Annotated in this window: 29 protein-coding genes; 7 read left to right on the top strand and 22 right to left on the bottom strand. The window is 63.0% G+C overall.

Annotated features, from left to right (window positions below; genetic code table 11):
- Window positions 1-252: 252 nt before the first annotated feature.
- A complete protein-coding gene (locus tag SM764_RS14790; protein ID WP_369002133.1) occupies window positions 253-1,515 on the top strand; it encodes a calcium-binding protein in 1,263 nt (420 codons plus the stop codon).
- Window positions 1,516-1,619: 104 nt separating this feature from the next.
- Here the strand turns inward: SM764_RS14790 and SM764_RS14785 are convergent, their stop codons facing one another.
- Both SM764_RS14785 and SM764_RS14780 read right to left on the bottom strand, forming a co-directional pair.
- Complete coding sequence (locus tag SM764_RS14785) at window positions 1,620-2,168, bottom strand: peptidylprolyl isomerase (RefSeq protein ID WP_065270392.1); 549 nt, start codon at window positions 2,166-2,168, stop codon at window positions 1,620-1,622.
- Window positions 2,161-2,667, bottom strand: coding sequence for a peptidylprolyl isomerase (locus tag SM764_RS14780; protein ID WP_065270393.1), 507 nt, complete (start codon window positions 2,665-2,667; stop codon window positions 2,161-2,163). Before SM764_RS14780 ends, SM764_RS14785 begins: the two co-directional genes overlap by 8 nt.
- A 136-nt stretch (window positions 2,668-2,803) precedes the next feature.
- Here SM764_RS14780 and SM764_RS14775 point away from each other — a divergent pair, with 136 nt between their 5' ends.
- From SM764_RS14775 to SM764_RS14750, 6 genes are all read left to right on the top strand, one after another.
- Complete coding sequence (locus SM764_RS14775; RefSeq protein ID WP_369002132.1) at window positions 2,804-3,997, top strand: phosphoglycerate kinase; 1,194 nt, start codon at window positions 2,804-2,806, stop codon at window positions 3,995-3,997.
- A 223-nt stretch (window positions 3,998-4,220) separates the two neighbouring features.
- Complete coding sequence (locus SM764_RS14770) at window positions 4,221-6,059, top strand: methyl-accepting chemotaxis protein (RefSeq protein ID WP_369002131.1); 1,839 nt, start codon at window positions 4,221-4,223, stop codon at window positions 6,057-6,059.
- Between the two features lie 367 nt (window positions 6,060-6,426).
- A complete protein-coding gene (locus SM764_RS14765) occupies window positions 6,427-6,726 on the top strand; it encodes an FtsB family cell division protein (protein WP_369002187.1) in 300 nt (99 codons plus the stop codon).
- A 232-nt stretch (window positions 6,727-6,958) separates the two neighbouring features.
- Window positions 6,959-7,972: a pyruvate dehydrogenase (acetyl-transferring) E1 component subunit alpha gene (gene pdhA, locus SM764_RS14760; RefSeq protein ID WP_065270396.1), complete on the top strand. Its 1,014-nt coding sequence runs from the start codon at window positions 6,959-6,961 to the stop codon at window positions 7,970-7,972.
- A 16-nt stretch (window positions 7,973-7,988) separates the two neighbouring features.
- Window positions 7,989-9,368, top strand: coding sequence for a pyruvate dehydrogenase complex E1 component subunit beta (locus SM764_RS14755; protein WP_369002130.1), 1,380 nt, complete (start codon window positions 7,989-7,991; stop codon window positions 9,366-9,368).
- Between the two features lie 12 nt (window positions 9,369-9,380).
- Window positions 9,381-10,712 (top strand): pyruvate dehydrogenase complex dihydrolipoamide acetyltransferase, encoded by a 1,332-nt coding sequence (locus SM764_RS14750; RefSeq protein WP_369002129.1) that lies wholly within the window; start codon window positions 9,381-9,383, stop codon window positions 10,710-10,712.
- A 94-nt stretch (window positions 10,713-10,806) separates the two neighbouring features.
- Here SM764_RS14750 and SM764_RS14745 read toward each other — a convergent pair whose 3' ends face one another.
- The 20 genes from SM764_RS14745 to SM764_RS14650 form a co-directional block, all read right to left on the bottom strand.
- Window positions 10,807-11,250 (bottom strand): DUF1330 domain-containing protein, encoded by a 444-nt coding sequence (locus SM764_RS14745; protein ID WP_369002128.1) that lies wholly within the window; start codon window positions 11,248-11,250, stop codon window positions 10,807-10,809.
- A gap of 40 nt (window positions 11,251-11,290) precedes the next feature.
- Window positions 11,291-12,100 (bottom strand): serine O-acetyltransferase, encoded by an 810-nt coding sequence (gene cysE / locus SM764_RS14740; protein WP_065270400.1) that lies wholly within the window; start codon window positions 12,098-12,100, stop codon window positions 11,291-11,293.
- A 129-nt stretch (window positions 12,101-12,229) separates the two neighbouring features.
- Window positions 12,230-12,514 (bottom strand): DUF7742 family protein, encoded by a 285-nt coding sequence (locus tag SM764_RS14735; protein WP_369002127.1) that lies wholly within the window; start codon window positions 12,512-12,514, stop codon window positions 12,230-12,232.
- Complete coding sequence (locus tag SM764_RS14730) at window positions 12,511-16,479, bottom strand: baseplate multidomain protein megatron (RefSeq protein ID WP_369002126.1); 3,969 nt, start codon at window positions 16,477-16,479, stop codon at window positions 12,511-12,513. Before SM764_RS14730 ends, SM764_RS14735 begins: the two co-directional genes overlap by 4 nt.
- Window positions 16,479-16,952 (bottom strand): NlpC/P60 family protein, encoded by a 474-nt coding sequence (locus SM764_RS14725; protein ID WP_369002125.1) that lies wholly within the window; start codon window positions 16,950-16,952, stop codon window positions 16,479-16,481. The genes SM764_RS14730 and SM764_RS14725 overlap by 1 nt, the downstream gene beginning before the upstream one ends.
- A complete protein-coding gene (locus tag SM764_RS14720) occupies window positions 16,949-17,836 on the bottom strand; it encodes a DUF2163 domain-containing protein (protein ID WP_369002124.1) in 888 nt (295 codons plus the stop codon). Before SM764_RS14720 ends, SM764_RS14725 begins: the two co-directional genes overlap by 4 nt.
- Window positions 17,836-18,468, bottom strand: a complete 633-nt coding sequence (locus tag SM764_RS14715) for a phage distal tail protein, Rcc01695 family (RefSeq protein WP_369002123.1) — start codon at window positions 18,466-18,468, stop codon at window positions 17,836-17,838. The genes SM764_RS14720 and SM764_RS14715 overlap by 1 nt, the downstream gene beginning before the upstream one ends.
- 51 nt (window positions 18,469-18,519) lie before the next feature.
- Window positions 18,520-19,176 carry a phage tail tape measure protein gene (locus SM764_RS14710; RefSeq protein WP_369002122.1) on the bottom strand — a complete coding sequence of 219 codons (657 nt, stop codon included), beginning with the start codon at window positions 19,174-19,176 and terminating at the stop codon, window positions 18,520-18,522.
- Window positions 19,163-19,378: a rcc01693 family protein gene (locus SM764_RS14705; protein ID WP_369002121.1), complete on the bottom strand. Its 216-nt coding sequence runs from the start codon at window positions 19,376-19,378 to the stop codon at window positions 19,163-19,165. Before SM764_RS14705 ends, SM764_RS14710 begins: the two co-directional genes overlap by 14 nt.
- Complete coding sequence (locus SM764_RS14700; protein WP_369002120.1) at window positions 19,375-19,698, bottom strand: gene transfer agent family protein; 324 nt, start codon at window positions 19,696-19,698, stop codon at window positions 19,375-19,377. Before SM764_RS14700 ends, SM764_RS14705 begins: the two co-directional genes overlap by 4 nt.
- 3 nt (window positions 19,699-19,701) lie before the next feature.
- Entirely contained in the window at window positions 19,702-20,115 is a 414-nt protein-coding gene (locus SM764_RS14695; RefSeq protein WP_065270409.1) for a phage major tail protein, TP901-1 family, read from the bottom strand.
- A 47-nt stretch (window positions 20,116-20,162) separates the two neighbouring features.
- A complete protein-coding gene (locus SM764_RS14690) occupies window positions 20,163-20,570 on the bottom strand; it encodes a DUF3168 domain-containing protein (RefSeq protein WP_369002119.1) in 408 nt (135 codons plus the stop codon).
- Window positions 20,567-20,917 carry a head-tail adaptor protein gene (locus SM764_RS14685; RefSeq protein WP_369002118.1) on the bottom strand — a complete coding sequence of 117 codons (351 nt, stop codon included), beginning with the start codon at window positions 20,915-20,917 and terminating at the stop codon, window positions 20,567-20,569. Before SM764_RS14685 ends, SM764_RS14690 begins: the two co-directional genes overlap by 4 nt.
- Window positions 20,914-21,513 carry a head-tail connector protein gene (locus SM764_RS14680; RefSeq protein ID WP_369002117.1) on the bottom strand — a complete coding sequence of 200 codons (600 nt, stop codon included), beginning with the start codon at window positions 21,511-21,513 and terminating at the stop codon, window positions 20,914-20,916. The genes SM764_RS14685 and SM764_RS14680 overlap by 4 nt, the downstream gene beginning before the upstream one ends.
- 170 nt (window positions 21,514-21,683) lie before the next feature.
- Window positions 21,684-22,865: a phage major capsid protein gene (locus SM764_RS14675; protein WP_369002116.1), complete on the bottom strand. Its 1,182-nt coding sequence runs from the start codon at window positions 22,863-22,865 to the stop codon at window positions 21,684-21,686.
- The gene (locus SM764_RS14670) at window positions 22,840-23,454 is read right to left on the bottom strand and encodes an HK97 family phage prohead protease (RefSeq protein WP_369002115.1); all 615 of its coding nucleotides are present in this window, start codon (window positions 23,452-23,454) and stop codon (window positions 22,840-22,842) included. Before SM764_RS14670 ends, SM764_RS14675 begins: the two co-directional genes overlap by 26 nt.
- 32 nt (window positions 23,455-23,486) lie before the next feature.
- Window positions 23,487-23,705: a GTA head formation protein, RCAP_rcc01685 family gene (locus tag SM764_RS14665; protein WP_065270415.1), complete on the bottom strand. Its 219-nt coding sequence runs from the start codon at window positions 23,703-23,705 to the stop codon at window positions 23,487-23,489.
- Entirely contained in the window at window positions 23,698-24,891 is a 1,194-nt protein-coding gene (locus SM764_RS14660; RefSeq protein ID WP_369002114.1) for a phage portal protein, read from the bottom strand. Before SM764_RS14660 ends, SM764_RS14665 begins: the two co-directional genes overlap by 8 nt.
- 121 nt (window positions 24,892-25,012) lie before the next feature.
- The gene (locus SM764_RS14655; protein WP_369002186.1) at window positions 25,013-26,386 is read right to left on the bottom strand and encodes a DNA-packaging protein; all 1,374 of its coding nucleotides are present in this window, start codon (window positions 26,384-26,386) and stop codon (window positions 25,013-25,015) included.
- Window positions 26,283-26,630, bottom strand: coding sequence for a recombinase (locus SM764_RS14650; RefSeq protein ID WP_369002113.1), 348 nt, complete (start codon window positions 26,628-26,630; stop codon window positions 26,283-26,285). The genes SM764_RS14655 and SM764_RS14650 overlap by 104 nt, the downstream gene beginning before the upstream one ends.
- Window positions 26,631-26,697 lie beyond the last annotated feature (67 nt).

The raw sequence follows: 26,697 nt of genomic DNA, 5'->3' as shown, positions 1-26,697 counted from the left end.
AGGGACCTCTCGGTCGCTGAACAGAATAGAAGACCGTAAACGCCGCAGAGCCCTGCGGCGTTTCGCATTTCAGGGCAAGGTTCAGGTTGTGCTCCTTCCCCTTCCTTCCCAGCTCGCCAAAACGTAACCCACTGGGATACTGCTCCTTTACCTTCCATCATTCTACCGCCATGGTTGATCCTATTATCCGTTCCGAAGCCGCACCTTTCAAACGCAGCCTGGGGCGGGCCTGGTTCATAGGGAATTTTGAAATTGGCAAATGTACGCATCCAGGACTCCAACGGCACCTGGTCCATCAATGATTTGAACTCGGCGGATTTTGCGGATCCCGTTATTACCCAGCAATCCACCACATCAATCACCATGAGTGGTACAAACGGGCTGTCGCTGCGGTTCGACGGTGATTTTTCAGCCTCCTCCCCCTACAGCTGGCAGCTGACAGCTCTCTACATCTACAGCTACGGTAACCAGGTCTTCTCCATGACCGGCTTCAGTGAGAGCTTTTACGATCTGGCTACGATGAGCGGCGCCGCGCTGGAACGCAGTATTCTGGCGGGAACTGATACCATCACCTCAAACAGCACTGTCGGCAACCTGTGGTACACCTATGGCGGCGATGACACCATTACACTTGGGAGCGGCGATGACACCATTGACGCCGGAACCGGGACCGACACGCTGGTTCTGAATACGCATTCAAGCCAGTCCACGCTACGGGGGCTGGACGATCTGTTCTCATCCTACTCTTCGGTTCAGGTCAGCAGCGCCATGGGAACCGACCGGATCAGCAATATCGAAATTCTGAAGTTCATCGACCGCAGCGTGGCACTGTCCATTGGTAACGCTGGCAACGACCGGCTGCACGGCGACGTACAGTCCGTGACCAATAGTGATGTCATGGCCGGCGGCTTTGGCAATGACACGCTTGATGGCGGCCTGCAGGACGACCTGCTCTACGGCAACGCAAACGATGACCATCTGAGCGGCGGCAGCGGGCGCGACACGCTGTTCGGTGGAACCGGTGATGACCATCTGACCGGGAATACCGGCTCCGACCGGCTGGTGGGCGCCGCAGGCGACGATGTGATCGAGGGCGGCAGCGGCCGGGATCGGGCCCTTGGCGGCACGGGCGCGGATGAAATCACTGGCGGCAATCACCGCGACATACTGAACGGCGGTGGCGGCAATGACACCCTCACCGGCGGTGCAGGCGGTGATCGGTTGATTGGTGGCAATGGCCGGGACCGGTTGATCGGTCACAAGGGCGACGACAAACTGACTGGCGGTGGCCGGGCCGATATCTTTGTCTTCAAAAAGGGCCACGGCGACGACACCATTTCGGACTTCACTGTCGGTACCGACAGGATCGAAATCGGTCGCGGAGCTTCCCGTTTTGGACAACTGGACATAGAGCAACAGCAAGACGATGTGCTGGTCTCCTTCGCCAATGTCACCATCCTGATCGAGGACGCGGTGGTGCAGGACATCGCACAGGCGGACAATTTCCTGTTCTAAGGCATTTGCAGGCCAACCCGACGCACGAGAACAGCAAAGCCCGCGCGGATTGGCGCGGGCTTTGACGTATTTGAAAGATCGGCAGGGCCGCAGCCCCGGTCGGCTTACTCAGTCACGGTGACCTTGGTCATGACATCGGGCTGGCCCTTGACCGAACCGCTCTGCCCCGAGCCGCGCTTGATCGCGTCGACCACATCCATGCCTTCGGTAACCTTGCCAACGACGGTATACTGGCCATTGAGGAAGTGACCCGGCGCGAACATGATGAAGAACTGCGAATTGGCACTGTTCGGGTTCTGCGAACGGGCCATGCCGACCACACCGCGGTCATAGGCAATGTCCGAGAACTCCGCCGGAAGGTCCGGACGTTCGGAGCCGCCCATACCGGCGCGGCGCATGTCCTCGCCAAGCTTGCCGAACTGGACGTCACCGGTTTGCGCCATGAAGCCTTCGATCACGCGGTGAAACACCACGCCATCGTATTTGCCTTCGGCGGCCAGCGCGGTGATCTGCTCCACGTGCTTCGGCGCAACATCCTCGAAGAGGTCGATCTTGACGGTACCATTGGCGCCCTCGCCTTCGATCTGGATTTCAAGGCCAGAGGCAAAGGCAGAGCCCGCGATCAGGGAAAATGCAGCAGCCAGCTTAAGCATCTGCGGCCACCTTGACGCTGATCATACGGTCAGGGTTCGCAGGCGGCTCACCACGGGTGATCGCATCAACGTGCTCCATGCCTTCGATGACCCGGCCATAAACGGTGTACTGGCCGTTCAGGAAGTGGTTGTCCTTGAAGTTGATGAAAAACTGCGAGTTTGCCGAATCCGGGTTGGCAGAGCGCGCAGCGCCCAGGGTGCCCCGGTCATGCGGCAGTTTGGAAAATTCCGCCGGAACGTTCGGCAGGTCAGAGCCGCCAGTGCCCGCCATACGCAGGTTGAAACCGTCTTCCATGTCTCCGTGCTGCACGTCGCCGGTCTGCGCCATGAAACCGTCGATGACACGGTGGAAGGCCACGTTGTCATATTCACCGGCACGGGCCAGTTCCTTCATCCGCTCGCTGTGCTTGGGCGCCACATCGGGCAGCAGCTCGATCACCACATTGCCGTCTTTCAGCTCGACGATGATGGTGTTTTCCGGGTCCTTGATCTCGGCCATCTGGCTCTCCTGTCGTGTTTGCTTTGCCAGATACCTAAGGGCAGCGGTCGCAATTGCCAAGGGAGCATTGACTGGGCACACAAAAGCCCCGAAACAGCACCAAACACATTCGCCAATGACCGGAAGGAGCCTGAGGATGGGCTGGAATACCCTTGATGACATGGATCTCAGCGGCAAACGCGTTCTGGTACGCGTGGATATCAACGTGCCGATCGTGGATGGCGTGGTAACCGACTCCACCCGGATCCGCCGCATCGCCCCCACCGTGCGCGATATTCTGGCGGCTGGTGGCAAACCGATCCTGCTGGCGCATTTCGGCCGCCCGGGCGGGGAGCGCCGCGAGAACCTGTCGCTGAACCAGCTGATCCCGACGCTGGAGCGTGCCTTTGAAACCAAGGTGCTGTTTGCCGCCGATTGCGTTGGCCCCGGTGCCGAGGCTGCCGCCGCCGCCCTGCAACCGGGCGAAGTGCTGCTGCTGGAAAACACCCGGTTCCACGCCGAGGAAACCAAGAACGACCCCGATCTGGCCGCAGGCATGGCACGGCTGGGCGATGTCTACTGCAACGACGCCTTCTCCGCCGCACACCGCGCGCACAGTTCGACCGAGGGCATTGCCCGCCTCCTGCCCGCCTGCGCGGGCCGGTTGATGCAGGCAGAGCTGTCTGCACTGGAAAGCGCGCTTGGCGCGCCGAAACGTCCGGTGACTGCCGTTGTCGGCGGCGCCAAGGTTTCAACCAAGCTGGAATTGCTCGGCAACCTGATCAAGAAGGTCGATTACCTGATCATCGGCGGCGGCATGGCCAATACATTCCTGGTCGCCAAGGGCATCGATGTCGGCAAATCCCTGGCCGAACGGATCATGAAAGACACCGCAGCCGAAATCTTGGCCGAGGCTGAAAGCGCAGGCTGTAAGATCATCCTGCCGAGCGACGTTGTGGTGGCCGAGGCCTTTGCCTCCCATGCGCCGCATCAGGTGCTGCCTGCCGACCAATGCCCCGCAGAGGGCATGATCCTGGATGCCGGTCCTGACAGCATCGCCACGATCAACGAGATCTTCGAGCAGAGCCAGACCCTGATCTGGAACGGGCCGCTGGGCGCCTTTGAACTGGAGCCCTTTGACGCGGCGACCAATGCGGCCGCGCTGAAGGCGGCGGCCCTCACCCGGGCAGGCAAGCTGATCTCGGTTGCTGGTGGCGGCGATACCGTTGCGGCACTCAACGCCTCGGGCGCAGCGCGGGATTTCACCTATATCTCCACCGCAGGAGGCGCCTTCCTTGAATGGATGGAAGGCAAGACCCTGCCCGGCGTCGCCGCGCTCGATCAGGAGTGAAATCATACGTCGCGGCAGGGACTGTTGAACACCTGAAAACAACAAGGCCGGGCGCATCATCGCCCGGCCTTTTTCGTGCTCTTCCAATTGATTACTCACATTAATTTGTGTTTTCTTGAGCGTCCTTTCGGACCCCCGTTAAGACTTCATAGACCCCCGCCTTCCTAGGGCTGGCCGCGCGTATTAACGCCACGGAACACACCCTCAGGAGCACCACTCAGCCATGAGCCGTTTTTCACTCCGCAGCCAAGTGCTGCTATTCGCAACCGCCTTCATAGTCATGCTGCTTGCCAGCACCACTGTCGCCTGGCTCACCAGCCTGAAACTCACCGGGGCCATCTCTCAGGCCAGCTACGTCAACGCTCAGGTAAAAAGCCTTGATGACATGAAAGAAGATATCGAGCAGGGGATCGGAGACCTGCTTGCCTATGCTCTGGGTCGCGGCGCCAGTATCGGCGACCTGCGCGGAAATATCGAAGAGGTCGAGACCGAAGTTGCAATGGCGAAGGCCCGGTTTCTCGACATTCCTCTGACCATCGCCCGTCAGCCGGAGGTCTATGAGACCATCATGACGCTGCCCGGCATATTGACCACACTGCACGGCCAGGTACAGCAACTGGAAGCGGCGAGCCTTGAGATGCGCCAGCGCATGGCCTTTGCCACAGTCCTGCCAACCGTTCAGAAACTCCGCGACACGGTGAACGACATGCAGGACATGCTGGGCGTCACCCACGACGAGGTCAGCACCCGCATCGACGACCTTGCGGCCTTTGCCGAGCTGCCGCAGCTGATCGTCGGCCTGGTGGCCGTTCTGATCTCCACCGGAATCGCCTTTGCCTTTGGCCGCCAGCTCAGCGGGCCAGTTACCGGCGCCGCCCAGGCGGTTCAGCAGATTATGGACAAAGACTATGACCAGGAGATCCAGGGCCTCACCCGAAAGGACGAAGTCGGCAGCATCGCCCGCAACCTGCAAGAGCTGAAGGAAATCCTGCGCACGGCAGAGGAAACCGACGCAAGAAACCGCGCCGAAAACGACCGTCGCGTGGCGTTGTTCCAAACCATGGGCGCAGCCATGAGCGGCCTGACGCGCGGAGATCTGGGGCAACAGATTGACGCCGAAGACTGGGCCGACCTGGGCGACACCTACGTCACCCTATGCGAGGATTTCAACGCACTCTCAAGCAGCCTGTCCGGACTGGTGGAGGAACTCAAACAAAGCTCCGCCGCAGTCGAGCGCAATGCCCGCGAAATGGAGCAGATGTCAGACCAGATGTCGCAGCGCGCCGAAACCCAGGCCGCGACGCTGGAACAATCCGCTGCGGCGCTGGAACAAATGTCAGCCAGCGTCCAATCCAGCGCAGCCCAGGCGCAGGATGCCGACCGCGAGGTCAAGGAAGGCCGCCAGCACGCGGAACAGGGCGGCAAGGTCATGGATCGCGCCCGCGAAGCGATGAGCGCCATCGCGCACTCGTCCGAGCAGATCAGCCAGATCATCACCGCTATCGATGACATCGCGTTCCAGACCAGCCTGCTGGCCCTCAACGCCGGGGTCGAAGCAGCCCGCGCAGGCGAGGCAGGCCGTGGCTTTGCCGTCGTTGCCTCCGAAGTCCGCAGCCTCGCGTTGAAGTCCGCGCAATCGGCGAACGAGATCAAAGAACTGGTCACGGAAGCCGCGCAACAGGTGAGCGCAGGTGAGCGTCTGGTGCAGGACACTGGCGACACCCTCAGCCTGATTGCCAGCAGCGTTACCCGGGTCTCCGGCATGGTCTCGTCGATCGCCAATTCCTCCAGCGAACAGGCCCAGGGGATCAAGGAGATCAATTCCGGCGTCGCCCAGTTGGACCGGGTCACTCAGGACAATGCGGCGATGGTACAGGAAAGCTATGGCGCCAGCCGCCAGATGCGCGCCGAGGCAAGCCGCCTGAGCGAGCTGCTGCTCAGCTTTACCGGGCAGGCGCAGGAGGAAGCAGCCGTGGCTGGTGCGCTTGATGAGGCGGGAGAATTCGCTGAAACCGCTTGGCTTGATGAGGCCGATAACGACGAGCTGCTTTCCGCCGCCTGAACGCAGAAACACCTGATTGCGGCCGGTCCCGCACCGCGCTGCGTCAGTCAAATCAAAGAGTCGATACAAACCGGCCGGGACAACAGTCCCGGCCGGTTCTTCATTGCGCAGCGCCGCCCGCAGTCTGTCGACGGGCCTCTCACTGGAGCACGGTCTGTCCTTCGCTGCGGCCAGGGTCACAGCACTCCCCACAAGCCCTGGCTGCCGTTGCGATCATGACACAGGCGCGGACTGCGAAACAGAAACTGCCCGCGTTAATCATTTTTGGGATTCACAGAGTGATTCGGTTGTGGCATACAGGATGCAGACATCGAAACAATCGGTGCAAAAACAATACTTTGAGCAGTATCATACAGGCAAACTCAACGTGACCCGAAGCAATAAGCCGTCTCTCGGCGCATTCGCCTTCTTCTCCATCGCATTCGCGCTGAGCGCGTATTTTACCTTTGCGGCGGTGCAGGGCGATTTCGGGTTGTTCAGAAGGGTCGAGATCCAGGCAGAAGCCGAAGAGCTTCGTCAGGATCTCGATTTCCTTCAGGCTGACATCGATCGGATGGAAAACCGCACCCGGCGCCTGTCTGATGATTATCTTGATCTGGATCTTCTCGATCAGCAGGCCCGTTCCGTTCTGGGCATGTTGCGCGCTGACGAAATCGTCATTCGCTGATCCAGCACCTGCCTCAAAAGGCTTACCCTCCCTTTACCAGTGCATGAAACCGGTTGTTGCTGCAGGCTCTTTGCCGTGCAACCATGGCGTCACGAAGATATGACCGCCCGGAATATGGGATTTTTATGCATTGTTGTGACCCCGCGTCATAAAAGCACTCGCCAGTCACAGCAAAATCGAATATGGATTAGTTTAACACTAAACTATCTGGCTTTGAGGGGAGTCCGCCATCATGGCTGCTAGGAAAAGCACCAAGAAACCAAATGTTTCCGCCGAAGACCTGACCCGCCACTATCGCGAAATGCTTCTGATCCGCCGATTCGAGGAAAAGGCCGGTCAGCTTTATGGCATGGGTCTGATCGGGGGCTTCTGTCACCTCTACATCGGCCAGGAAGCCGTCGTGGTCGGTCTGGAGGCCGCCGCGGAGGAAGGCGACAAGCGCATCACATCCTACCGCGACCACGGCCATATGCTGGCCTGTGGCATGGACCCGGATGGCGTCATGGCCGAGCTGACCGGCCGCGAAGGCGGCTACTCCAAAGGCAAAGGCGGCTCCATGCACATGTTCTCGAAAGAGAAGCATTTCTATGGTGGCCACGGTATCGTCGGTGCGCAGGTACCTCTGGGTGCCGGGCTTGCCTTTGCCGATAAATACAAGGGCAACGGCCGCGTAACGTTTGCCTATTTCGGCGATGGCGCCGCCAACCAGGGCCAGATCTACGAGACCTTCAATATGGCCGCCCTTTGGCAGCTGCCGGTGGTCTTTGTCATCGAGAACAACCAATACGCCATGGGCACCGCCCAGGCCCGGTCGACCTCCACACCCGAGTTGTTCACCCGCGGCGAGGCCTTTGGCATTCCCGGTGAGGCAGTGGATGGCATGAACGTGCTGACCGTCAAGGACGCAGGCGAGCGCGCCGTGGCCCACTGCCGCGCGGGTAAAGGTCCCTATATCCTTGAGGTGAAGACCTATCGTTATCGCGGCCACTCGATGTCGGACCCGGCCAAGTACCGGACCCGCGAGGAGGTCCAGAAGATGCGCAGCGAACGCGACCCGATCGAACAGGTCCGCGAAATGCTGCTGACCGGCAAGCACGCCAGCGAAGACGATCTCAAGGCGATCGACAAAGAGATCAAGGACATCGTCAACAAGTCTGCCGATTTCTCCAAGGAAAGCCCTGAGCCCGCCCTGGATGAGCTGTGGACCGATATCTACGCCGACGAAATTCCGCAGAAGAGCGCCTGAGGGAGAGATCAAGACTATGGCAACTGAAATTCTGATGCCCGCCCTGTCGCCGACCATGGAGGAAGGCACGCTGGCCAAATGGCTGGTCAAGGAAGGCGATACCGTGAATTCCGGCGATATCCTCGCCGAGATTGAAACCGACAAGGCGACGATGGAGTTCGAAGCCGTCGACGAAGGCGTGATCGGCAAGATCCTGATCGCCGAAGGCAGCGAAGGTGTGAAGGTCAACACCGCCATCGCCGTGCTGCTGGCCGAGGGCGAAAGCGCCGATGACATCGCCGACGCAGCGCCTGCCGCCAAGGTAGAAGCGCCGGCCGCAGAGGCACCTGCGGCGCCCGCTCCGGCCGCCGCTGCTGCCGCGCCCCAAGAGGCCCCGCAGGTGGACGAAACACCGGATTGGCCCGAAGGCACCGCGCTCAAGCAGCAGACCGTCCGCGAGGCGCTGCGCGATGCCATGGCCGAGGAAATGCGCGGTAGCGAAGACGTCTACCTGATGGGCGAGGAAGTCGCCGAATATCAGGGCGCTTACAAGATCTCGCAGGGCCTTCTGGATGAATTCGGCGCCAAGCGCGTCATCGACACGCCGATCACCGAACACGGTTTTGCCGGGATCGCCGTTGGTTCGGCCTTTGGCGGGCTGAAGCCAATCGTCGAATTCATGACCTTCAACTTTGCCATGCAGGCGATCGACCAGATCATCAACTCTGCGGCCAAGACGCTCTATATGTCCGGTGGTCAGATGGGCTGCCCCATCGTGTTCCGCGGCCCCAACGGCGCCGCCGCCCGCGTGGGCGCCCAGCACAGCCAGGACTATGCCGCCTGGTACATGCAGATCCCGGGCCTGAAGGTCGCCATGCCCTATTCCGCCTCTGATGCGAAGGGCCTACTGAAATCCGCGATCCGCGATCCCAACCCGGTGATCTTCCTTGAGAACGAGATCCTCTACGGCCGCTCCTTCGACGTGCCGGACATGGATGATTACACCGTACCCTTCGGCAAGGCGCGCATCTGGCGGACCGGCGACGATGTCACCATCGTCTCCTTCGGGATAGGCATGCAATACGCGCTCGAAGCGGCGGATAAGCTGGCCGAAGAGGGCATCAATGCCGAGGTGATCGACCTGCGCACCCTGCGTCCGATGGACCTGCCCACGGTGATCAAATCGGTAATGAAGACCAACCGCCTTGTCACCGTCGAAGAGGGCTGGCCGCAGGGTTCGGTCGGCAGCTACATCGCCTCCGAAGTGATGCAGCAGGCCTTTGATTTCCTTGATGCGCCCATCGTGACCTGCACTGGTAAGGACGTGCCGATGCCCTATGCCGCGAACCTCGAAAAACACGCGCTGGTCACTACGGATGAGGTGATCGCCGCCGTGAAACAAGTGACCTACCGGTAAGGAGAGACAGCGATGCCCACAGAAATCCTGATGCCCGCCCTCTCTCCCACCATGGAGGAAGGCACGCTGGCGAAATGGCTGGTCAAGGAAGGCGACACCGTCGCCTCTGGCGATCTTCTGGCCGAGATTGAAACCGACAAGGCCACGATGGAATTCGAAGCCGTCGACGAAGGCGTTATCGGCAAAATCCTGGTGCCTGAAGGCAGCGAAGGGGTGAAGGTCAATACCGCCATCGCCGTTCTGCTCGCCGATGGTGAAAGCGCTGATGACGTGGACGCAGCGCCTGCCGCGAAGCCGGAAGTTTCCGCGCCAGAAACCGGCGTTGGAAACGATAATGGCGGCCCCAAGGAAGCCCCCGCCCCCACGACGGCGCCCGCTTCCCCTGCCCCGGCTGCGCCTGCCGCCGCCGACGGCAGCCGCATCTTTGCTTCGCCTCTGGCGCGGCGCATTGCGGCAGACAAAGGGCTCGATCTGGCTGCGATCAGCGGCTCCGGCCCGCGCGGTCGCATCGTCAAAGCCGACGTCGAAGGCGCTACAGCAACACCAAAGGCCGAGGCCCAGCCTGCCGCTGCCCCCGCAACCGCCGCTCCGGCTGCTGCTGCCGCGCCTGCTGGTCCTTCTGCGGATGCCGTGGCCAAAATGTACGAAGGCCGCGACTACGAAGAGGTCAAGCTCGACGGTATGCGCAAGACCATCGCCGCGCGCCTCAGCGAAGCGAAACAGACCATCCCGCATTTCTACCTGCGCCGGGATATCCAGCTGGACGCCCTGCTGAAATTCCGCGGTGAGCTGAACAAGCAGTTGGAAGGACGCGGCGTGAAGCTGTCGGTCAACGACTTCATCATCAAGGCCGTGGCCTTGGCGCTGCAATCGGTGCCCGAGGCCAACGCCGTCTGGGCCGGTGACCGGGTACTGCAGATGAAAGCCTCGGACGTGGCGGTTGCCGTCGCCATCGAAGGTGGTCTGTTCACGCCTGTGCTGCAGGACGCCGACATGAAGTCGCTCTCCAGCCTGTCGACCGAGATGAAGGACCTGGCCACCCGCGCCCGCGACCGCAAACTGGCGCCCCATGAATACCAGGGCGGCTCCTTTGCGATCTCCAACCTCGGCATGTTCGGCATCGACAATTTCGACGCCATCGTGAACCCGCCGCATGCAGGCATCCTCGCGGTTGGCTCTGGCGTGAAAAAACCGGTTGTCGGTGCCGATGGCGAGCTGAAGGTCGCCACGGTGATGAGCGTTACCATGTCCGTCGATCACCGCGTTATCGATGGCGCGCTTGGGGCAAACCTGCTCGCAGCCATCGTCGAGAACCTGGAAAACCCGATGGTCATGCTGGCCTGATCCAGGCAGCTGTTCCTATCACACCAAACAAGGGTCGGGCGGAAACGTCCGGCCCTTTTGCATCCTCCAGCCCGGTGCCGGCGCCCAAAACAGCCTAGGCGAGCTTGTCGACCAGAATGGCATTCAGCGTTGATCCGGATCGACGCAGGACTGCAAGCCTTTGAAACTCATCCGAATTCCAGAACCGTTGCGCATGGGCACGGTCGGGAAACTCAAGGATGAAAGCCGCATCGGGCAGCGGGTCGCTGCCTTCCATCATCTCCGGCTCGCCGCCGCGGACCAGAAACTCGCCGCTATGCGCCTCAACCACTTTGGGGATTTTGGCAAAATACTCCTCCATCCAGTCGCGGCTGTGGATTTGCATCTGCCCGATAATAAACGCTGTCATGCTGTAACCTCCCAAACCAGCAACACTGGACGAAAAGGCTAATGGCAAATCACCTCTGCACCAAACGGTCCTGACAAGCAGGCGGAGGAAATACCCTGCCGAAACACCGGGCCTTGCAGACCATAAAAACAAAAACAGGGCGGCTTCCATTTGGAAGGCGCCCCGCTCCGTGCCCCATACGGAGCCTGAATTACTCGCCGCTGGCCAGAACCTGGTTCATGCTGACCGAGGGCTGATCGCAACCAGCCTCACCAACGATCTTGGCCGGGACGCCTGCCACCGTCTTGCACGGGGGGACATCGTTCAGAACGACAGAACCGGCAGCAATGCGGCTGCAGTGGCCGATGCGGATATTGCCGAGCACCTTGGCTCCGGCACCGATCAGCACGCCATCCTCGATCTTGGGGTGACGGTCCTCTTCTTCCTTGCCGGTGCCGCCCAGAGTCACCGAATGCAGCATCGACACGTTGTCGCCAACCACTGCGGTTTCACCGATCACGATGGAATGGGCGTGGTCGATCATGATGCCCTGGCCGATCTTTGCGGCCGGGTGAATGTCGACGCCGAAGATCTCCGAAATCCGCATCTGGAAGAAATAGGCCAGATCGTAATCGCCCTGTTTCCACAACCAGTGCCCGACCCGATAGGCCTGAACGGCCTGGTAGCCCTTGAAGTACAGGATCGGCTGCAAAAGCCGGTGGCAGGCCGGATCGCGTTCATAGACCGCCATCAAATCGGCCCGCGCCGCTGCAATCAGCGACGGGTCGGACGCGTAGGCTGCATCGACGATCTCGCGCAGAATCACCATCGACATCTCGTTCGAGCACAGCTTGGCCGCCACGCGATAAGACAGCGCCTTTTCGATGGTTGGATGGTGCAGGATGCAGGCGTGAATCAGACCGCCCATCAGGGGCTGTTTATCAACGGCCTCCTGCGCTTCGGTTGCGATGCGGTCCCAGACAGGGTCCAGCGGAGTAACGGCTTTGCGTGTCTTGATCATGGTGAGGCATCCTTTTCTCACATCAGACTACGTATCTAACGCAAGTTTGGCCAAACGCAAATTTGTGAAGAGAAGTATTTTCATTATGAATGGATCGCGGGGCAGACGTCCTATGCGTGGCGCACAGGCTTACCCTATTCGCCCATGCACGGCGCGCAGGACCCGGATCGTGCAAGCAAGGTATTCGACATCATCGAGCGGTGGCTCATCCGCCAGCGGAAACAGCCGTGCTGCCGCGCTGAGCGTGCCATCGCCCCACCTGGGGTGCAGCCCCGTGCCCTGCTCCATATGGGCACAAGCCCGCGCGGCACCCGCAAACAGGCAGGCACAAAGGCGGGCGCGCTTTGCCTCGGGGACATGCAACAGCGCGCGGGCGGCGGAGGAGATATCGCCCGGCAAGACCGGCCGCCTCATATCAGCGCCGCCCCGGCAGCAGGCCCGGCGCCGAACCGGTCTGAAACCTGCGCCACCTCAATCCGGTCCCCGGGCAATGCCTCATCCGCCACCTGCATCACCGCCGAGTAACTCCAGCCCGGCGCTGATAGAGTCACTTCCCGCAGAACCACGGGCCCACGCAGGACGCGCAGCAGATATTCCTCACGCGCCTCTCCCAGCGGTACCTCCTGCAGATCCCAGCTGTCGCCCTCGATCCGGGTGCGGCGGATCCAGCTGACCTGTATTGCCCCGCCCAGCGCGCCCTCTAGGCGCAGATGCACTGGCGCATAGGGGCGCAGGCCGTTGCCGTCAAAGGCCTCGATCCGGTGCACATAGCTTGGGTCGTCATAGCCTCGGCGCGCGGGTCCGATCCGGTAGTGACGCGCCCTTCGCCGCTGCGCCAGCGGCAGGTCGAGCTGGCGCAGGGTATCATCCAGCAGCACCACGAATGAGCCTTCGGGCCAGATATCGGGCATCAGCCCATCGCTGCCCAGCTGGCCGCGCAAACGCCCGCGCAGCAGATAGGTCTCGGGGGCCACCAGTTCGGCACTGCGGAACTGGAAAATCTCCCAATTGCCATTGCTGCCATCGCCGATTGCAGCCGCATTGGCCCCGTTCAGCACCGCCAGCACATCGCGGCTTTCCAACGCCCCCGAGATCAACTTGATCTGCAGATCGGCGCCCAGGTCCCAGCGCCCGACCGGCCCGCGCAGCAAGGGCGCCTGGGTGATCCCGACGACCGACCGGGCTGCGATCACCTCTTCCAGCGCGTAGCCTTCGTCGGCCTGGGCGCCATAGACCGCGACACTGCCTGGCCAAGGTTTGGCGGTGATGGCCAGGTGCGGCGCATGCGGGGTTTCCTCGCCCGTCAGCAAGGGTAGGTCCATGAACAGCGGCAGCACCGGCACGGGCGCTGCGAATTCATTGATGCCGGGCAGCTCCTCGGTGCTGGGGGATGGGATATAGACACCGGGATCGATCCGCACCGCCTCTACCAGCTGCGCTTCGGCCATGTCGATACGATCCACCCGGTAAAGGGCGGGCGCGGCCTCGGCGCTCTCACTGCCCTGCCCCGAGGTCTCCTCCTTAGCGCCGGAGTCAACAAGTGTCAGGGCGATCACATCCCCCACCGCAATATCCAGCCGGGAAGGCGGCAGCACAAAGCGCGCGCTGTCGCGGGCGATGCGAGCCTCGATCAGCCAGCGTTCGGCGATCTGGCGGGCCTCTGCCCCAGTCAGTACCATCGGCAGGTCGTGCTGGCCTACCGCATGGGTCGCCTGATCGGGCAGAACGGCCTCTTGCGCGGCGAGATCGTAATTGCCGCCCCATTCCGCATAGCGCAACCGTACCCTGCCCGTCAGCTCGGCCTCCGCGGCGCGCTGATGGGCAATCTCTCCTTCCACCTCGGAGCTGTCGACCAAATGCTGCGGCTCCAGCAGACACGCATCGGTGCCCGTGCGCGGCAGGAAGCGCAGGAGCCCATCCTGTTCGATCACATCAAAGCCATGGCGCAGCATCAGGGGTTGCAGCGCGGCGCGGGCAGTCTCTGTTCCTTCAAGGCTATAGCCATGCACGATCCCGTAAAGCGAGCTGACATCGGTCTCGCTCACGCCGGAGCGGGTGCAGATCTCAGTCACCGCCGAGGACAGCGTGCGCTGACCAATGCGGCCATTCAGCCAGTGCCCCCGCAGGTAGTTCTCCCCGTCGCTCCAGACCTCGCTCGCGGCTGGAAAGGCCGGAAAGGGCCGCGCGTCCCAGGCCCAGACATAGGCGTTGTCCATATCCAGCATCGGCGCGTCATATTCCGGCGAAATGGGGTTGTTGGCCGGATCACTCCAATAGCCAAGCATCGCACGCAGGTATTGCAGCTGGATCAGATCATCGCGCTGGCCATTGGAATACTTCGGCAATCTCGATTCCGAGCTTTTGGGATCCAGGAACTTGTTTGGCTGATTGGTACCCCTGTCGATGGCGGCGCAGCCGAGTTCCGTGAACCAGATCGGTTTGCTCTGCGGCTCCCATGCCGTGGGCAGCGGCTGACGCACGCCGCCGATCCGTTCGTGATGGGTGTTGCCCCACCAGTTGCGCAGATCCTTGTAGCGCCAGATCCAGGGTTCCTGATGGGCGCCATCCGTGATTGGGGTGCGGATCTGGGCGGCTTCGGCCTCGGGCGAGTGGTAATACCAATCGTAACCTTCGCCCCCCTCGATATTGCCACGTAGGTAATCCAGATCATAAATCGCAGGCACTCCGGCTGCGGCGTCCAGATGGTCCGTGCCCTGCCGCCAATCGGACAGCGGCATGTAATTGTCGATCCCAATGAAATCCACCTCCGCATCGGCCCAGAGAGGATCCAGGTGGAAATAGCGGTCGCCTTCCGGGCTTTGGTAGCCCCAGTATTCCGACCAATCCGCCGCATAGCCGATCTTGACCTCTGGCCCCAGGATCTGGCGTACCTCGGCGGCCAACGCCCGCAGGGCCGTCACAGCCGGAAATCCGCTGACGCCCCGGATCTGGGTCAGCCCCCGCATTTCCGAACTGATGCAAAAAGCCGCCACCCCGCCCGCTGCGGCGCAAAGCGCGGCGTTGTGCAGAATGAAGCGCCTCAGCCCCCAGTCCTCGGGTCCACTATACGTGACCGTGCCATTGCCAATGGTAAAATCACTGGCCGAGGCCTGCCCCATAAAGGCGGCGACTTCGGCATCGGCAGCGGCGCTTTGATCCGGGCTGCCCTCACGCCCCGGCGCCACCGACAGGGTGATCCGGCCCCGCCAGGGCAGATGCGGCTGGTCCGGGCTATCGCTCCAGGGATCCGGCAGACCGTTGCCTTCGGCCTGATCCATCAGGATGAAGGGATAGAACATCACCCGCTGCCCGGCGGCGTTCAGCGCCTTGATCGCCTCCACCACCGCCCCATCGGCCGGGGTGCCACCATAAAGGGGGTTACCCGCTTCGTCCTTCAGCACCTCCTCGGCACTGCTGCGATCCGCTCCTGAGACCTGCCAGGGCATGCCGACACCCTCGGCCAGTTTCTGCTCCACCTTGGGTTTGATCCGGCACTCCCCGCAGCGCAGGTCATCGCCGAACCACGACACGATCAGCGAGGCGGCCCCGCAAGCCGGGAGTTCGTCCTCAAGCGCCGAAAGCGAGGTCAAAAGGTCTGTCTGTCCCGACGGCGAGTGGGTATTGGCGGCGCGCATATCACCGGGGCCGCCGGAGTAGTTCACCGGGCTGCTGGCCAGCGCGTATTCGCCTGTCCCCGGCATCAGCGCCACGCCCCGCACCAACTGCGCCGGATCAAGGGCGAATTCCGCGCTACCCGGCTGCACACCGCGTATCACTTCGAACGAGAACTGCGGCACCCGGTTGCCAAAGCCATCCAGCGCGATGTCTTCCATCACCACATAGGCGGTGCCGCGATAGGCAGGTACCTTGCCGGCGCCCTCGATGGCCTCCATCACTGGATCGGGCGCTTGATCCGGGGTACCGCGATAGACCGTCATGTTGAGATCCAGCGGCGAGACTTCCTCCCCATCGGCCCAGATCCGCGGCACCGAGGCGATCTCCCCTTCACACAGCGCAATCGCCAGCGAGACCGAATAGCTGTAGCGCGTGACGCTGGGCTGCCTTGGCCCGCCCTTGCCGCCGCCCGTGGTGGTGGTGCTTTCCTGAAAATCTGAGGCCCAGATCACCTGCCCGCCAATGCGGGTGCGGCCCAGAACCTGCGCGATGGGTTGGCCTTCGCTGGCCTGGGTCAGGCGGAACTGGCTGACCTTGCCGGTTTCCACCGGGTCCGACCCGGCGCCAAGCAACCGTTCATCAATGGCCCGCCCCAGCGTCGCGCCCACCGCCCGGCCAATCGCCACCGAGGACAGCCCCGCGACCGTGCCACCCACGGCCCCGCCGATTGCGGCGCCCGCCGCAGAAAGAAGAATGGTCGCCATCAGCTCACCTCATCGGGAAATGCAAAACGCGCCACGATACGGCGCTGCCAGGGGCCGGTCAGCGCGCTCTCAACGACGCCGCGCGGGCTATAGGCATGAATGAAACGGGGCTGCCCCTGTGGCACCTCTGGCGCGCCCGTTGCGGATTGAATGCCAAGGTGTTTGGCCACGGCCCCGGCGCGCATGCGAAACAACAAGACATCGCCGACCTCGCAGGCGGAGAGCGGTTTTGCCCGCAGATAACGCTGGGCCGCCTGCCAGAGGGGTTCCTTGGCCTGCGGTTCGGACCAGTCCATCGTATAGGGCGGCAGCGGCGCCGGTTCCTGCGCGCAGTGTGCCCGCCAGATCCCCCGGATCAGCCCCAGGCAATCGCAGCCCGCACCCCGGCAACTGGCCTGATGCACATAGGGCGTACCGATCCAGTCCCGGGCGGTCTTGGCAATATCCGCGCCTGTCACCCTTCCGCCCGTCATCGGCGGCTGCCGCCGGTATTGGCGCCAGTCGAGCGCGGCACCGACATCACCCAGCCCTCTCCGGGGATATCGGGAAAGCCCTGAAAGTTGATGAGGTTGTTGAATTTGAAGCGGCAGGTCTCCATCCGCTTGTCGCAGCCCGCATCAAGCCGCAGTAGATCACCAGGCGCCACCGGCGCGCGCAGCGGCTCCCACAGTTCGATCAGGCGGCCCGTGGCATCGCTGCGGTCCTGTTTGATCGCGCTCCACAGCCCCTCAGCCGCGCCCGTCAGCACCGTCAGGCGCCCACGGGTAAACCAATCGGGTTCAAAGCCTGCCAGATCCTCCCAATAGAACAGGCGACCTTCCTCGCTGCGCTCTATCGCGCGGGTCTCGCTATAGCCGGGCAAGTCCAGATCGAAGCGGCAGGTGTCATCGCCCAGAACCGCGCTGCAAGGTTTCTGATAGACCCGGCCCAGCGGGCGGTTCAGTGCCTCGCTCAGCCCGCGCAACTCGGCCTCAAAGGCACTGCCCGCGCGGCGCAGCTCTCCGATCGATCCGCGAAACTGCAGCCAGCGCAGCGACAGGTCCTGCCAGTTCACCAGCCAGCAGCACACATCCGCCGCGTCAAACCGTCCCGCCTCGATATCCTCGGCCCGCAGCGTGGTATCGGACAGCGCCCCCAGCGCCTCGGTATTGTCCACCGACAGGCCCGTCGCCTGTTGCAGCGCTCGTGCGGTCAGCCCGCTGCCCGCCTTGAACGTCATCCCGTCAAATGCCAGATCGCAGTCGTGATCGGTAAAGCCAAAGAATTCGCCATCCCGGCAGGTCAGTCCCCAGGCCCGGCACAGTGTTGTCACCCCAGTGGCGAGGTGCTCCAGAAAAGGTTGCGACGGCCCGGCCATCAGATCCGCACCTCCACAATCGGCACATCCGGCACATCGCCCGCCTGAAAGGAGGCGACGCTGGTCAGGATCTGATCGGTGTCAAACCGCACCGGCACATCGAATTCAAAGCCCGCGACGACCTCCAGCCCGGCCTCGGGCGGATAGGCCAGCGTGATTTCACCCGTCGCGGTGTCGAGTTCGTAATCGACGCTCTCGCGCAATTCCTCCTGCTTCACGCCCACGCGCACCGTTCCCGCCACCGGTTTGGCAATCGGGCGATGGTAGACCGAGGTGCCGGAGCGATAGGACTTCACCAGTTGGAAGCGCGTGGTTTGCCCATCGCCGGTGCCGATCACCTCGTCCCGGAAATCCACCTCTGCGCTGGCGCGGGCCGATTTGTAATCCGACCAGTCCTTCCAGCGAAAGCCGTACATCTGCCCCTGACGGGCCTCGAAAAAGGCAATCAGAACCTCGATATCCTCAAGCGAGCGCAGACCAAGCCCGGCATCATAGCGGCGCCGCGAATGCGCCCAAGGGGTGTTACGCTCCTCATGGCCATTGGCGAGCGTGACGATATCAGTGCGCCGCTGCGGACCGCCGACCGAGCCGAAGCTGAGCGAGGCGGGAAATCGGACATCGTGGAAATTCATCGGAATACCCCCTTTTGGGATCTGTCGTTGGGTAGATCAGGCGCGCGCAGATCAGCGATTGCGGTTGCCACGCGACAGGGCGCGGGACAGGCGCGCGGCGATCTGCCCTTCGCTGCGGCGGAACCCGGCCACATCCGGGGTGGCAATGTTCATCACCACCTGCGTTGCACCGCTGCCGGAACTGGTGACGCCAAGCGATCCGTCGGCGGTGCGGCGCAGCGGCAGGATCGCCTCTGGCCCCGCTTCGCCCATCAGCCCGGTGCCGCCGCGCATGGGAAACATCGTGGCGCCGCTAACCACGCCGCCCCGGGCAAAGGGCATCACCCGCCCCTGCGAAAAGGCTGCGCCATCGGCAAAGGGCAGTATGTCGCTGACCAGATTGCCAACACCGCTGGCCAGCAGCCCGCCCACGTGATCGGTGACCGGGCGGATAGCGGCGTTATAGCTGGTTCGGATCATCGAGCGCGCAACGGTATCCAGCGCGTCCGACAGGCTCTTGCCATCAAACACCACGCCTTCAAAGGCGCGGCGCAACCCGCGTGACATGCCGCGTTCAAGGCTTTGCACATCCTTGCCCGTCGCGGCAAAGGCCTGGCGCACCCGGCGCAATTCCGTGTCGAAACTGGCCGCCATGCCGGCGGCATCCCCCAGCGCATCCCCTAATGTCTCGCTGCGCAGTTCCAATTCGGCGATTTCACTCTCCGCCATGGTCAGGGTCCTTTGCTCTCGGAGTGTCTGGAAAGGCGGCCATCAGATCCTCAAGCCCGGCACGGTCCAGCGCGCCGCCAGCGCCCGCAGGAGTCAGTATCAACCGCAACTCGGCCGGGGTCAGGCGCCAGAAGGTATCGGGGCTGAGGCGCAGACCAACCAGGCCGACACGCATCAACGCGGGCCAGTCAAAGCTGCTCATGCTTCTGGCCTGGGAAGGGAGAAACTGCGCGCCAGCAGTTGCGCCGCCACCCGCGCTGCGCCCAGCGGTCCCGCCACGATATCGGCCTGGGCCAGTTCCTCGGCGCTTAACGAATGGCCGCCGCCCTCAAGACCCGCCGCCAGCAGGGCAAGGATATCGCGGGCGGAAAACCGCCCCGCTTCGAACCGTTGCACCAGATCGACGAGGCTTCCCTCTGCAAGGCTTTGCTCCAGTCCAGCCAAGGCGCCAAGGGTCAGCTTCAACGCGTAAGGCTTTCCATCGATGGTGATTTCCACCTCGCCACTGTAGGGATTTGCCATGGATCACACCGCAGTAAAGCTGAGCATCCCGGCGCTGGCCAGCGCCAGCTCGTAGGTTGCCTCGCCATTGTGGGTGCCCGCATAATCCAGCGAGGTCACCTGAAACGGGCCTTCGATGATCCCGAAATCGGGGATCACCACCTGAAAATCCGGGGTGATCCCGTCAAAGAACAGCTGCCGCGCCCGCTCATCCGTGCCCGCATCGCGAAACACCCCAGAGCCCGAGATATTGGCCGAGCGCACCCCAGCGCCAGAAAGTAGCTCGCGCCAGCCGCCCTGGCTTTCAAGGCTGGTCACATCGACGCTTTCGGCGTTGAAACTGATGCGGGTGGCGCGCAGCCCCGCGATGGAATCGAATTGCCCATCGCCGGTCATATCCACCTTGATCAATAGATCCTTGCCATTCTGTGCACCCATGAGGTCACTCCACTATTGTCTGAATTAAAGAACCGGCAGAGCAGCGTTCAGCTGTCTTCGACGCGGGCCGAAAACCGCAATACGATGCTGCGCCCGCCGCCACTGAGCCGCTGTGCCGCGGCACGGTCGAACCAGAGGCCCACCAGTCGCCCCCGGCTGAGCAGCAGCGGCGCATCGCTCAATGCATCACAAACCGCCGCCGCCACAGATTTTGCATGGGCAAATCCGGCGGTGTCAGAAAACACACTAACCGTGAACCGGTGCCGCGCCCCGGCTCCTGTAGCATCCGAGCGATCGTCGACCTCCTCCGGCCCCAGAGCCACGTAGGTCTGTGGCAGGGTACCCGACGGCAGTGCGTCGAACAGATCACTACCGATGAGCGCACTCAGAGCCGGATCCGCCAAGAGGTGCTGATAGACCGCGGCCTGCAGTGCGGCAGAAATGGCATAGCTCATGCGCCCAGCTCCTCTACCGCGAAACAGGTCAGATAGCGGGTACCGGGATCAGATTCGCTCACCGCGTCGATGCGAAACCGGCGGGTGCCTTCGCGAAGCCGTTGATCAGGACGCGGCCGCGCCGTCGCCCCCACCGGGGCGGCCCGCACAGTGATGCGATAGCGTTGCAGCGACAGGCTGCCGCCATGCAGGTCTGCGTTGCGCCCGCTGAGCGCCGTGACCTCGGCCCAGAGGGTGCCAAGCGCACTCCAGCTTTCGATATATCCGCCAGCGCCATCGGGCAGACGCCGCGGGTCCTCCAGCACCAACTGCCGGGACAGATGCGGACGGCGCGACGCCGCGGTCATTGCACCGCACCCACGGACAGGCGTATGGCGCGATAGCGTTCGATCAGGCTGGTGACGCCAAATGGCATGCACCCCCCGTGCAGGCCGGTATCCTCGCGGTATTCGTAGTAATGCGCCGCCAGCATCAGCACCGCCTGCGCCAGATCGGCAGGCAAGCCGCCCCAATCCGGCGCCAGCCCAGCCGCGAAACTGACCCGCACCGAACCGCCCTTGGCCACGATGGGCAGGAACCCGCGCTGCGGGCAGAGTTTGGGATGATGGGTATCGCGCTCCAGCCGGTAGAGTGCGGGGTCCACGATCACTTCGCTGCCCTCGGCATCCCGCATCACAATCTCGGTCACCGAGGTCACCGGCGCGACGGGCAGGATCTCAGCCTCTGCGTTGCGCCAGCGCGTCTGCTCCCAGGTGAAGCTGCGTGTTATCAGTATCTTGCCAGTCCGCGCTTCGATGGCAGAGAGCGCCGCACGCAAGAACCCGTTCAGAACACCATCCTGAAGGCTGTCTTCGGAAAACCCGGTGCCCAGCCGCAGGTGCGCCTTAAAGGCCTCCAGCGGCAAGGCGCTGTCCGGCAGCGGCGCCACATCGGTCAATATCATCACATTTCTCCGCACTTCCCGGCGTCCTCATGGCTTTGTCTCATCGGCTGCAGCGGGCGCACATCCTCCCTGCCGCTCGGACGGAGGGGGAGCAGCTGGACGACAGGGAGTATCTGACATGCGCCCGCCGACGGGTCCGGGCTGCCGGTCCCGTCATCGGTCCCGGGCGGTTAGCTCAGGCCGAATTTCATCAGTTTGATGGCCGCAAAATCGCTGACATCACCGCCGATGCGTTTGGTTGCGTAAAACAGCACATGCGGTTTGGCGCTGAAGGGATCGCGCAGCACCCTGAGGTCGGGCCGTTCGGCAATTGTGTAGCCGGCCGCAAAATCGCCAAAGGCCACCGCGTAGCTGTCCGAGGCCACATCGGGCATGTCCTCGGCCACCAGCACCGGATAGCCCATTAGCCGCGCCGGTTCGCCCGCAGCCAGACCGTCGGACCACAGGAAACGGCCGTCAGCGTCCTTCAGCTTGCGGATTACCCCGGCGGTCTTGGAATTCATCACGAAGGTCGCATTGGCCCGGTAGCGCGCCCCCAGCGCATAGACCAGATCGACGATCGCATCGCCCGTGCCGATGCCGCCATCGGTGCCCGTTGCCACATAACCAAGGCTGCCCCAGCTCCAGCTGCTATTGTCGACCGCCGGATGGGTCAGAATCCCGGTGGGTTTGTCGATCCCGTCACCACTCAGAAAGGCCGCCGCCTCGGAGCGGGCGAATTTGTCGGCGATACGCCCGGCCAGCCAGCCTTCGATGTCAAAGGCACTGTCGTCCAGCAGCCGTTGCGAGGCCTTGGGCAAGGCGCTGAGTTCATGCAGTGGGATGGTGATCCGGTCAATCGAGGGCGTGCCGGTTTCGACCGTGGGATCAGTTTCACTAGCCCAGCCTGCCTCCACATCCGTATGATCGATCAGCACATCGAACGAGGTCGCTTCGACATTCACGACCGAGGCCACGGCCCGGATCGAGGCTGTCGATTGCAGCACCGATTTCACCGTGTCCGCCGTTTGCGGATCCGCCAGGTAGCCGCCATCGCTGTTGACCACGGTGGACAGGGATTTACCGTCAAGATCCAGCCCGCGCAATGCGCTCTCATCCCCCGAGCGCAGATAGCTGCCAAAGGCCTTTTGATGCGGGGCGCCAATGTCTTCGCCTGCCGCCAGCTGTGGCCGGTTCACCACTAGAGATTTTCGATCCAGCATTGTCATTCGCGCGTCCACCTGTTTCAGTTTTTCCTGCACTTCCCCCCGAAACCCCCTGAAGTCTTTGACAAAGCCGGAAACCGCCTGCCGGACTTCCTGCGCCAGAGGCGCCGTTTCTCCGGTGTCAGCCGGACTGTTGTGATTGCTCATCTGCCTGTCCTGTGTTGTGAAAGTCTTGCGCGCCCGGGATCCCCTCGGCATCCGCGCAGGCACCGCGCAGCTCCGCCGCAAGGGTCCGCAGAGCCTCATCTGCGCAGCGCCGCGATTTTGCCGCCACCCGGGCTGCCGCCAGCATCGGGAAGGTCACCAGCGAAACCTCCCAGAGATCCAGCTCGGTCAGCTGCCGTCCGCCCCCGGCCCGCCGGGTCGCCTTGACCGTGCGATAGCCAATCGACAGCCCGTCAATGGCCCCGGCCGTGATTAGGGACACCGCTTCGGCACCGCGGCGGGTATCGGTCAGGACCCGGCCGCTGACCCAAAGGCCACGCGCATCTTCGCGTACCTCGTCCCAGACCCCAATGGGCTGCGCAGGATCGTGCTGCCACAGCATCTTGACCTTGCAGTCCCGCGAAGCCAGTGCCTGCAACGAGGCACCATAGGCCCCGGGCATCACCACATCGCCGCCCTGATCGACCTCGCCAAACAGGCTGGCGTAGCCCCGCACGACATTGTCCGCCGCAAGGGCAATCCCGCCGCCGCCTTTGGCAAACTTATGCTCCAATTCCATTTCAGGTCGCATGCAATACTCCCGATAACACTTTGAATTTGTGATCAAAGACCAACCAGAAAGGATTGAAACGCCTGCGCCAGGATCACCGCGGCGACGCCGTAAACAGTCAGCCACAGGCGTTTTTCCAACCGTTCCATCATCTGCTCCATCCGCTCCAGCCTGCGGTTCATCGCCTGGTTCTGAATCTCGGTGACGCGTTCATGGGCCGACAGCCGCAATCCCGGAGAACAATCAAACGGAGGCAAGGGTATCTCAGACATCCGTCTCTCCCTCTGCTAGCGGCGGCAGGCCCAGCAGGCGGCGTTTTTCATCCCGGCTCAGGAAATCGGCGCGGGAGATCCGGCGCCACTGCGCCTCGCGCTCGGCCGCAAGGGCCGTCACCTGATCAAGGTCTGGTTTCAACTCCAGCGCCTCACCCGTGAATCCCGACAGCCAATCCGACAGCGCCGTTGCCACGCGACCCGCAAGCGGCAGCACGGTCAGCCGGTAAAAGGCGCGGTTTGCCTCTTGATAATTGGCGTAGGCAGCATCGCCGGGCAGGCCCAGCAGCATCGGTGGCACCCCGAATGCCAGGGCGATTTCCCGCGCGGCGGCCTCCTTGGTTTTCTGGAACTCCATGTCCGAAGGCGAAAACCCCATCGGTTTCCAGTCAAGGCCGCCTTCCAGAACCATCGGGCGGCCAGCATTGCGTGCACCCTGGAAATTCGTTTCAATTTCATGGCTTAACCGTCGAAACTGATCTTCGGGCATCATGCCTTGCCCATCGCTGCCGGACCAGACCAGCGCCCCAGATGGACGGGCAGCGTTATCCAGCAGCGCCTTGGACCAGCGCGAGGCAGCGTTGTGAACGTCCACAGCCGTCGCGGCGGCCTGCAAGGGTGCAAGCCCGTAGTGGTCGTCCTGCGGGTGGAAACTGCGGATGTGGCAGATCGGGCTGCGGGTGCCAGTGGCGGCAAACCGGTGCTTGCGCCCGCCCACCGCATAGTCATAGGCCACCGGCCAGCCATCGCCCCCGGGAACGACGCTGATCCGGTCCGGGCGCAGCACGTGCAGTTCTGCCGGTAGTCCCTCATCCCCGGCTACCGCCTCAACGTAGGCATTGCCAGACAACAGGGTATACCCGATCAGCGCCTCGATCAGGTCCGAGCGGGATTGCGCCGGGTTTGGCCGTGCGAGCAGGGTCAGCAGCGGATGGTTGTCATAGCGTTGCGTCGCGTCCTGCAAGATCAGCGGCAAAGAGGCGGCTGCCTCGGCGATCAGTTTGACGGCGCGAAAGCCAACGGGATTGCTTGCAAATCCGCTGCGGGTCAGCGAGACGGCGTCGCGCGGGCTCCAGTTGACACCGCCCAGCCCGTGCCAGTTCACCACGCGGGCCGCCGCGCTCGCTTTCTGCTGCACCGGGGGTTCGGCTGCCCGTGTCTTGCGCCGCAGGAGGTCAAAGACCATGCTGCACTCCTCATGCTTGATCGGGCCATTCCGCCCTTTGCTGAGAAACAGTTGTGCCTGAGCGATATGAAGATCCACAAAGTGTCGCGCCCGCCGGGGGCGCAACACCCCGGCCCCCGGATCAGAGCAGGCGCGCCCGTGGCAGGCGCAGAGAGGCGGCAGGACGGATCATCAACTCATGCAGGGCCCAGACCAGCGCATCCAGCCGATCCGGCGATCCCTGCCCCAGATATCCGCGCGCCGTCATCTGGCACATCTGATCCTCCAGCGCAGCGAGCCCCGGCAGATGCGCCACCCGTCCCTGTTCATAAAGCGCCGCCACTGGTTCCGCCCGCGCCGCCTTGCCGCGCGCGGCGTGCAGGGCGCGAAAGGGCACCATTGGATCCACTTGCCGCAATACGCTTTCGACCAGTGCGCCGCCCTGATTGACCTCGGCCACCAGCCGGTCGGCGTCGAAATCCTCGCGCGCGCGGATCGCCGCCTGGGCCCAGGCCAGCGGTTGGGCGCCCTCCTGGGTGCGGTCGGCCAGCACGAAAGCCCGCCAATCCTGTGGCGGCCCGTCGGTGATGGCACCGGCCACCACGATACCGCAGGCGTCCGAGGATTTTCCGGCGCTGACGGCAGGGTCCACCGCCACCACCACGCGGCTCAGCCGCGGCGCAGTCTCGACCCGGCCCCTCTCCAACTGTTCCGCCGACCAAAGCGCCCCCTCCACATCCGAGAGCAGCACCCCGTCCAGTTCCTGCCGCCCCAGCCGCGATCCGGCATAGCGCGTGCGGACCTCTGCCAAGAAAGAGGGCGCCAGATGGGCCCGGTTAACCTCGGTCGCGGCGTGGCTTTGGACCGTGCTGTCCCGCGCCAGCAAATCCCGCAGCAGCCGTGTGTTGCGGGGCGTTGTGGTGACGCAGACCTGAGGGTGCGTGCCAAGCCGCAAGGCAAATTGCAGCATGTCCCAGCAATCCCGGCCCTTTTTCCACTTGGCCAGTTCGTCCGCCCAGGCCGCATCGAATTGCGGGCCGCGCAGGGCCTCGGGATCGTGGGCGGAAAAGGCCTGCGCCATCGCGCCATTGGCCCAGATCAACTTGCGCTCGCTCGGCTTCCACATCGGACGGCGATCCGAGGGAGAGCAAGCCAACAGCCCGCTGTCGCCGTGGATCATTACATCACGCACCTGATCGTATGTCTCGGCAATCAGTGCAACGCGCCGGGACTTTCCTTCGGCCAGGGGCGTCGCCCCCTCGACCTGCGCCCGCAGCCATTCTGCGCCGGCCCGCGTCTTGCCCGCCCCGCGCCCCCCAAGGATCACCCAGCAACGCCAATCGCCCTCTGGCGGCAGCTGATGGGGATGTGCCCAGACCTCAAACAGATAGGGCAGCGCCCGCGTGGCCTGATCACTCAGTCCCTCCAGCAGGCGGCTCTGCAACTGCAGCGGCCCGGAGGCAATCCAGGCGGCGGCAGATTTCAGCCCGGGCCTCTTCAAGGTCGAGTTCAGCATCCCCTGCGGCGGTGTCATGGGTTCGCTCTGCAATCAACTTCTCCACTTTCTGGCTGTCCCGGATCAGGCTTTCGAGCTTCGCCACCTGCTGCCGCTCTCCCTGTGTCAGCGCCTCTGCACCGTTCTGCATCAGGGAAACGTGCAAGCCCTCCGCCTCGTTGCGCAGCCGCAGCAGCGTGGCCCGCAAAGACCGCAACAGATCGCGGACAGGCCGATGGTCATCGGCGGGGTCTGATGTTGTCATGGGAATCATCGGGCCTCATACGGAAATGCTCCGGATGAGAGAAAGAAAGGACGGCCGCCGACATGCG

It is taken from the genome of Pseudophaeobacter sp. 1A16562, from assembly GCF_041008785.1.
Classification (GTDB): Bacteria; Pseudomonadota; Alphaproteobacteria; order Rhodobacterales; family Rhodobacteraceae; genus Phycobacter; species Phycobacter gallaeciensis_A.
Note: the sequence above shows the minus strand (reverse complement) of the source record. Positions and strands in the feature narration are given on the sequence as shown.

Coding starts and splice junctions, on each gene's coding strand:
- SM764_RS14660 (WP_369002114.1), bottom strand. CDS start 24,891: ATGGTCTTTGACCTCCTGCGGCGCAAGACACGGGCAGCCGAACCCCCG.
- SM764_RS14720 (WP_369002124.1), bottom strand. CDS start 17,836: ATGGCCGGGCCGTCGCAACCTTTTCTGGAGCACCTCGCCACTGGGGTG.
- SM764_RS14785 (WP_065270392.1), bottom strand. CDS start 2,168: ATGCTTAAGCTGGCTGCTGCATTTTCCCTGATCGCGGGCTCTGCCTTT.
- SM764_RS14775 (WP_369002132.1), top strand. CDS start 2,804: ATGGGCTGGAATACCCTTGATGACATGGATCTCAGCGGCAAACGCGTT.
- SM764_RS14780 (WP_065270393.1), bottom strand. CDS start 2,667: ATGGCCGAGATCAAGGACCCGGAAAACACCATCATCGTCGAGCTGAAA.
- SM764_RS14700 (WP_369002120.1), bottom strand. CDS start 19,698: ATGGCAAATCCCTACAGTGGCGAGGTGGAAATCACCATCGATGGAAAG.
- SM764_RS14685 (WP_369002118.1), bottom strand. CDS start 20,917: ATGACCGCGGCGTCGCGCCGTCCGCATCTGTCCCGGCAGTTGGTGCTG.
- pdhA (WP_065270396.1), top strand. CDS start 6,959: ATGGCTGCTAGGAAAAGCACCAAGAAACCAAATGTTTCCGCCGAAGAC.
- SM764_RS14730 (WP_369002126.1), bottom strand. CDS start 16,479: ATGGCGACCATTCTTCTTTCTGCGGCGGGCGCCGCAATCGGCGGGGCC.
- SM764_RS14705 (WP_369002121.1), bottom strand. CDS start 19,378: ATGAGCAGCTTTGACTGGCCCGCGTTGATGCGTGTCGGCCTGGTTGGT.
- cysE (WP_065270400.1), bottom strand. CDS start 12,100: ATGATCAAGACACGCAAAGCCGTTACTCCGCTGGACCCTGTCTGGGAC.
- SM764_RS14675 (WP_369002116.1), bottom strand. CDS start 22,865: ATGAGCAATCACAACAGTCCGGCTGACACCGGAGAAACGGCGCCTCTG.
- SM764_RS14695 (WP_065270409.1), bottom strand. CDS start 20,115: ATGGGTGCACAGAATGGCAAGGATCTATTGATCAAGGTGGATATGACC.
- SM764_RS14770 (WP_369002131.1), top strand. CDS start 4,221: ATGAGCCGTTTTTCACTCCGCAGCCAAGTGCTGCTATTCGCAACCGCC.
- SM764_RS14680 (WP_369002117.1), bottom strand. CDS start 21,513: ATGATATTGACCGATGTGGCGCCGCTGCCGGACAGCGCCTTGCCGCTG.
- SM764_RS14745 (WP_369002128.1), bottom strand. CDS start 11,250: ATGGAAGCCGCCCTGTTTTTGTTTTTATGGTCTGCAAGGCCCGGTGTT.
- SM764_RS14715 (WP_369002123.1), bottom strand. CDS start 18,468: ATGAATTTCCACGATGTCCGATTTCCCGCCTCGCTCAGCTTCGGCTCG.
- SM764_RS14710 (WP_369002122.1), bottom strand. CDS start 19,176: ATGGCGGAGAGTGAAATCGCCGAATTGGAACTGCGCAGCGAGACATTA.
- SM764_RS14650 (WP_369002113.1), bottom strand. CDS start 26,630: ATGACAACATCAGACCCCGCCGATGACCATCGGCCTGTCCGCGATCTG.
- SM764_RS14735 (WP_369002127.1), bottom strand. CDS start 12,514: ATGAGGCGGCCGGTCTTGCCGGGCGATATCTCCTCCGCCGCCCGCGCG.
- SM764_RS14755 (WP_369002130.1), top strand. CDS start 7,989: ATGGCAACTGAAATTCTGATGCCCGCCCTGTCGCCGACCATGGAGGAA.
- SM764_RS14725 (WP_369002125.1), bottom strand. CDS start 16,952: ATGACGGGCGGAAGGGTGACAGGCGCGGATATTGCCAAGACCGCCCGG.
- SM764_RS14655 (WP_369002186.1), bottom strand. CDS start 26,386: ATGCTGAACTCGACCTTGAAGAGGCCCGGGCTGAAATCTGCCGCCGCC.
- SM764_RS14665 (WP_065270415.1), bottom strand. CDS start 23,705: ATGTCTGAGATACCCTTGCCTCCGTTTGATTGTTCTCCGGGATTGCGG.
- SM764_RS14690 (WP_369002119.1), bottom strand. CDS start 20,570: ATGAGCTATGCCATTTCTGCCGCACTGCAGGCCGCGGTCTATCAGCAC.
- SM764_RS14670 (WP_369002115.1), bottom strand. CDS start 23,454: ATGCGACCTGAAATGGAATTGGAGCATAAGTTTGCCAAAGGCGGCGGC.
- SM764_RS14750 (WP_369002129.1), top strand. CDS start 9,381: ATGCCCACAGAAATCCTGATGCCCGCCCTCTCTCCCACCATGGAGGAA.